Annotated in this window: 6 protein-coding genes and 1 pseudogene; 5 read left to right on the top strand and 2 right to left on the bottom strand. The window is 73.1% G+C overall.

Going from position 1 to position 5,691, the window contains the following annotated elements; all coding sequences use genetic code 11:
- From KBY86_RS15105 to KBY86_RS15095, 3 genes are all read left to right on the top strand, one after another.
- Positions 1-548 (top strand): PhnE/PtxC family ABC transporter permease (locus KBY86_RS15105; protein WP_399221674.1); only part of this gene is annotated, 548 nt, incomplete at its 5' end.
- A 64-nt stretch (positions 549-612) separates the two neighbouring features.
- On the top strand, positions 613-1,761 hold the full coding sequence (locus KBY86_RS15100) for a phosphotransferase enzyme family protein (RefSeq protein WP_255101206.1): 1,149 nt from the start codon (positions 613-615) through the stop codon (positions 1,759-1,761).
- 56 nt (positions 1,762-1,817) lie between these two features.
- Positions 1,818-2,339, top strand: a complete 522-nt coding sequence (locus tag KBY86_RS15095; protein ID WP_255141736.1) for a DOMON-like domain-containing protein — start codon at positions 1,818-1,820, stop codon at positions 2,337-2,339.
- On the opposite strand, the gene KBY86_RS15090 is transcribed toward KBY86_RS15095, so the two are convergent.
- Positions 2,336-3,433 (bottom strand): TraB/GumN family protein, encoded by a 1,098-nt coding sequence (locus KBY86_RS15090; RefSeq protein ID WP_255141734.1) that lies wholly within the window; start codon positions 3,431-3,433, stop codon positions 2,336-2,338. The two genes, KBY86_RS15095 and KBY86_RS15090, sit on opposite strands and share 4 nt — an antisense overlap.
- Before the next feature lie 255 nt (positions 3,434-3,688).
- On the opposite strand from KBY86_RS15090, the gene KBY86_RS15085 reads away from it, so the two are divergent.
- Together KBY86_RS15085 and KBY86_RS15080 are read left to right on the top strand one after the other, a co-directional pair.
- On the top strand, positions 3,689-4,093 hold the full coding sequence (locus tag KBY86_RS15085) for a LexA family transcriptional regulator (RefSeq protein ID WP_255141737.1): 405 nt from the start codon (positions 3,689-3,691) through the stop codon (positions 4,091-4,093).
- Between the two features lie 21 nt (positions 4,094-4,114).
- On the top strand, positions 4,115-5,416 hold the full coding sequence (locus KBY86_RS15080) for a Y-family DNA polymerase (protein ID WP_255141733.1): 1,302 nt from the start codon (positions 4,115-4,117) through the stop codon (positions 5,414-5,416).
- Between the two features lie 3 nt (positions 5,417-5,419).
- Here the strand turns inward: KBY86_RS15080 and KBY86_RS15075 are convergent.
- Positions 5,420-5,691, bottom strand: a pseudogene (locus tag KBY86_RS15075) (hypothetical protein); the annotation flags it as partial.

Raw genomic sequence — 5,691 nt, 5'->3', positions numbered from 1 at the left:
TGGCGGCCTGCCTGGCGGTGGGTCTGGCGCCCCTGCTGCTGCTGCTGGCGGCCCCGTCCCGCTGGCTACGGGCGCCGCTGCGCCTGGTCTGGGCGCTGGGCCGCCTCTGGCCGCCGCCGCTCACGGCCCTGCTGCTGCTGCTGGTGCTGCAGCCCGGTGTCGTCACCGGTGCGCTGGCCCTCGGCTTTCACAACCTCGGTGTGCTCGGCCGCCTGCTGCTGGAGAGCGCCGCCGATGCCAGCCCGGCCACGGAGCAGGCGCTGGCCTGCGCCGGCAGCGGGCCGCGGCTGGCCCTGCTCTACGGCCGCCTCAGCGGTGTGGCCCGCCCCTACCTCGCCTATGCCGCCTACCGCAGCGATGTGATGCTGCGGGAATCGGTGGTGGTGAGCCTGGTGGGCGCCACGGGCCTCGGCAGCCAGCTGCTGGAGAGCCTCAGTTCGTTCGCCTGGGACCAGCTGCTGGCGCTGGTGCTGGTCTATGCCCTGCTCACGCTGCTGGGGGAAGACCTCAGCGACCGCTGGCGGGCGAGGCTGCTGGCCAGCGGTTGAGCCGGGGACGGGCGGCGCGGCAGGGTGGGTGGCACCATCCGCAGCGCAGGCTGCCGCGCAGGCCATGACCGACGAGCCGGGGGCTGCCCCCGCAGTGCCATCGCCGCCCGCCGCGCCCGATCTGGTGGCGGTGGCCGAGCAGTTCGCGCTCGGCGCTCCGGTGCAGGCGATCGCCCCGCTCGGCGGCGGCAACGTCAACGACACCTACCTGGTGCAGCTGGTGGGGGCCCCCGGCGGCTCCCATGTGCTGCAGCGCCTCAACACCCACGTGTTCCGCCAGCCCCGGGATGTGATGCGCAACCTGCTGGCCTTCACCGCCCATGCCGAGCGCCAGCTGCAGGCGCCGGCGTCCGGCCTGGGCCGCCGCTGGGAGGTGCCGCGCGTGGTGCCGTTGCAGGGCGGCGCTGATCCCTGGCTGGAGTGCGACGGCGCCTTCTGGCGCATGACCACCTTCATCGGCGGCGCCCGCAGCCTCGACCAGCTCAGTGACACCGGGCAGGCCCGTGAGGTGGGCTATGGCCTGGGCCGCTTCCACCGGCTGGTGAGCGATCTGCCGGTGGACCAGCTGGTGGACACGCTGGAGGGGTTTCACATCACCCCCACCTACCTGGCGGCCTACCACCGGGTCTGCGCCGCGTCACCGCCGCCCGCCTCCCCCGAGCTGCGCCACTGCGCTGCCTTTGTGGCGGAACGGCAGCGGTGGGCGTCGGTGCTGGAGGACGCCAAGGGGAGTGGCCGGCTGCAGCTGCGCCCCATCCATGGCGACCCGAAGGTGAACAACGTGCTGATCGATGCGGCCAGCGGCGCCGCGATCAGCCTGGTGGATCTCGACACCGTGAAGCCGGGCCTGATCCACTACGACATCGGCGACTGCCTGCGCTCGGCCTGCAACCTCGCCGGGGAGGAAGCCGCCGACTGGCGCGCGGTGCGCTTCGACACCGGCTTCTGCGCGGCGCTGCTGGAGGGTTATGCGGCGGCGGCCCGCCCCATGCTCACCACCGACGACGTGGCCTTCCTCTACGACGCGATCCGCCTGCTGGCCTTCGAGCTGGGGGTGCGTTTCCTCACCGACCATCTCGCCGGCGACGTGTACTTCAAGGTGCGCCGGCCGGGGCAGAACCTGCAGCGGGCCCTGGTGCAGTTCGCTCTCGCCGCCAGCATCGAGGCGCAGGAAGCCGAGATCCGCGCGATCGTCGCGGCGGTGATGGCATGACCTCGCCACCCTCATCGCCACCTCTGGACTCCCACGCCTTCACGCTTCATCCCTTCATGGCGGCCTCCTCAGCGGCGTCTCCCCCAGCGGCGGCCCTCACCCTCACCGGTCAGGTGGTGCGGCGCGGCGCGGAGCTGCAGATCGGCTGGCGGCTGGCGGGCGCGCTCGAGGGCGTGTGCCTGCCGGAGCCGGCGGCGCTGCCCCAGCGCTGCGATGACCTCTGGCAGACCACCTGCCTGGAGTTCTTCCTGGCCACTCCCGGTGCCGACGCCTACTGGGAGGTGAACCTCTCCCCCGCCGGCCATTGGAACGTCTACCGCTTCAGTGGCTACCGCCAGGGGATGGCGCCGGCGGCGGCGCTGCAGGCGCTGCCCTTCCGGGTCACGCGCACGCCTGGCGTTCTGGAGCTTGAGCTCACCTGCGACCTTGCCGCCCTCCTGCCCGGCGGCGGCCCGCTGGAGCTGGCAGTCACCGCCGTGGTGGAGCAGGCCGGCGGCGCCCTCACCTACTGGGCCCTGGCCCACCCCGGCAGCGCGCCCGATTTCCACCGCCGCGACGGCTTTCAGCTGCGCCTTTAGGGGGCGAGGGTCGCGGGGCCTGCCCCTGCCGGCGCTGCCGGCGGGAGCCTCCCCTCATCCAGCACACGCTCCACCACCAGCCCCCGGCGGCGCAGCAGGGCGATCAGCCCCCCGTCGCCCAGCAGGTGGGCGGCCCCCACCACCACCAGGGTGTTGTCCGGCTGCTGCAGGAAGGACTCGATCGGCGGCAGCCAGTGGCTGTTGCGGCGGTCGAGCAGCACCGCCCGTACGCCCGGGGTTGAGCCGTCGTTCGCGAGCGCCAGCCGCTCCAGCGTGGCCAGATCCCCGAGTCGCCAGGCGGTCTCCAGCTCGTTCAGGCGGCGTGGCAGCGGCTCCTGTTCCGCGATCGCCTGATCGAGCAGCGCCAGCTGGTCGCTGAGCGGCAGGCCCGCCAGCAGCCCCAGCTGAACGCTGGCTGTCTCCAGCCCCGTCACCGGTTTGCGATCGGCCGCGGCCCGTGCCTGCAGCTGGGCCTCCACGCCGTTCTCGCCGCCATAGCCGCTGCGCAGCAGCTGGCCCGAGGCCAGCATCAGCGCCACCGCCCAAGGTTTCAGCGGCTCGGCCAGTTCCGGCGTCAGGCCGGCGCTCTTCAGCAGCGGCTGCAGCTGCCGCCAGCGCTGCGGTCCCAGGTCGGTGCTGAGCGTGCCGCCGCCGTCCTGCAGGCCGCGGCGCAGCAGTTCCTCAGCCAGCTCCGCCGGACTTGTGCTCTTCAGATCGATTTCCATCACCAGCCGCGCGGCGGCGGCGTAAGCGCGCACATAGGTGGCCGGCAGGGTGCTGCGCGTGGCGGGAAGGCCGTGCATCGATCCGGCCACGTACACCCAGCCCGCCCCCTGGCGCAGCCGCCAGATCACCCCCGGCCCGGCCAGCTCCGCGGCCCATGCGCCGGTGCAGCTGAGCACCATCACGGCAGCGAGCGCCCCGCGCCTCAGGCTGCGTTCCCACGGGAGCTGGCCCCAGCGGCGCTGGAGTCGGAAGGCGGCGGCGCCAGGGGAGGTGGTGCCACGGAAGACGGTGTCACGACAGCCGCCATCACGGGAGGCGCCATCACGGGCGACGCTGTTGGCCGCTGGCCGGGTGATTGCCGCATGCATGGCCCGCTGGCAGCGTTGCCGCAGGCTATTTCCGCGCTGCCGACCCCGTTGATTCTGGTACATCTGTACTAATCTGCAGGACCTGTCCCGGGGCCCATGCCCGCCCAGCCACCGCCTGATTCCCTGCCGCTGCCGGAGGCCCGGTCACGGCTTGAAGCCCAGTCACGGCGAGAGCTCCGCTCACGGCCTGATCCCCAGTCACGGCTTGCGGCCCAGGCCCAGTCACCGCCCGAGCCCCAGCCGCTCCCGCGGCCCCTGCGCCAGTGCCGCACCGGCCTGCTGCTGCCCCTGGCCGGCGAGAGCGTGGCTGCCGGTTTCCCCAGCCCCGCCGACGACTACGTCGAAACCGGCATCGACCTCAACGAGCAGCTGATCGCCCGCCCCAGCAGCACCTTCTTCCTGCGCGTGAGCGGCGATTCGATGGTGGAGGCCGGCATCCATCACGGTGACCTGCTGATCGTCGATCGCAGCGTCGAGCCGCGCCCCGGCCGCATCGTGGTGGCCGTGCTGGAGGGGGCTTTCACGCTCAAGCGCCTGGTGCTGCACCGCGGTCGCCTGCGGCTGGAGGCGGCTCATCCCGCCTACCCGCCGCTGGCCCTGGGCGAGGGCGACGACACGCTCCTCTGGGGCGTGGCCATCCACGTGATCCACCCGCTCTGAGCCCCCTCCACCCCAACCTCCATGGCCTGGGCCACCGCGCTGATCGACGGCAACAACTTCTACGCTTCCTGCGAGGCGGCGCTCGATCCCTCGTTGATCGGCCGGCCGCTGGTGGTGCTCTCCAACAACGACGGCTGCATCGTGGCCCGCAGCGCCGAGGCCCGCGCCCTCGGCATCGCCATGGGCACCCCCTATTTCCAGGTGCGCCGCGAGTTGGAGCGGCTCGGGGTGGTGGTGCGCAGCTCCAACTACGCCCTCTACGCCGACATGAGCCACCGCCTGATGCTCACGCTCGAGCCCTGGGTGGAGGAGCTGGAGGTCTATTCGATCGACGAAGCGTTCGGCCGCCTGCGCCGCCCCGCCGGCACCGGTGGCGCGGCAGGCACCGGCGCTGATCTCACCGCCTGGGGCCAGGCGCTGCGGGCCCAGGTGCGGCGGCATCTGGGGCTGCCGGTGGCGGTGGGCATCGCCCCCTCCAAGCTGCTCGCCAAGGTGGCCAACAAGCTGGCCAAGCAGAACCGCGCCCACGGCGGTGTGTTCGATCTTGGGGCGGTGGCCGCCCCCGATCCCTGGCTGGCGGCCGTCGCGATCGAAGATGTGTGGGGCATCGGCCGCAAGCTCTCGCGCTGGTGCCGGCTGCGCGGCGTGGCCAATGCGCTGCAGCTGCGCGACATGGCCAGCGGCGAGCTGCGGGCCAGGGCGGGCGTGGTGGGGCTGCGGCTGCAGCAGGAGTTGCGGGGCCACAGCTGCCTGCCGCTGGTGGCGGTGCCGCCCGCCAAGCGGGAAACCTGCGTGAGCCGCAGCTTCAGCGAACCGGTGCGGGAGCTGCCCCAGCTGCGGGAGGCGATCGCCACCTACCTCAGCCGCGCCGCCGAGAAGCTGCGCCGCCAGGGCCAACGCACCGACACCATCACCGTGTTCGTGCGCAGCAGCCCCTTCAACGGCACCAGCTTCTACGCCAATGCCGCCACGGTGTCGCTGCCGCTGGCCAGCAACGACACGGCCGTGCTGCTGGCCGCCGCCCTGCCGCTGGCCGACCGCCTGTTCCGCCCCCACAAACCCCTGCAGAAGGCCGGTGTGCTGCTGCAGAACCTGCAGCCCCTGCAGCAGTTGCAGCACCACCTGCTCACGCCGCTGCCGCCGGAGCAGCAGCAGCGGCGCGAAGCCCTGATGGCCACGATCGATGGCCTCAACCGCCGCTACGGCCGCGGCACCGTGCAGTGGGCCGCCTGCGGCCTCCGGCCGGCCTGGGCGATGAAGCGGCAGCAGCTCTCGCGTGCCGCCACCACCCGCCTCAGCGACATCCCGGTGGTGCGCGCCTGAGCTTCAGGCCCTGTTGCGGGGAGTGGTGCGCAGGCTGTTGCGCGGCGGCACCGGCCGCCCCACGCGCAACTGATGCCGCCAACGCCCTGCCTGGAACCAGGTCGCTGCCGCCAGTGCCGCCACCACCAGCGCAGCGGCCGCCGCCGCTGAGGCCCCCCACCAGGCCGCCGCGCCAAGCGCCAGCAGCAGCACGGCCGCCGCCAGCGGCTGCAGCTGGCCCAGCCGCCGGTCGGCGCCGGAGCAGCTGCGGCAGTGGCGGGTGTGGGTCTCCCAGC

Source organism: Synechococcus sp. Lug-A (assembly GCF_024345655.1).
Lineage (GTDB): Bacteria > Cyanobacteriota > Cyanobacteriia > PCC-6307 > Cyanobiaceae > MW101C3.
The sequence above is the reverse complement of the archived record's forward strand: the minus strand, read 5'-3'. Positions and strand labels throughout refer to the sequence as shown.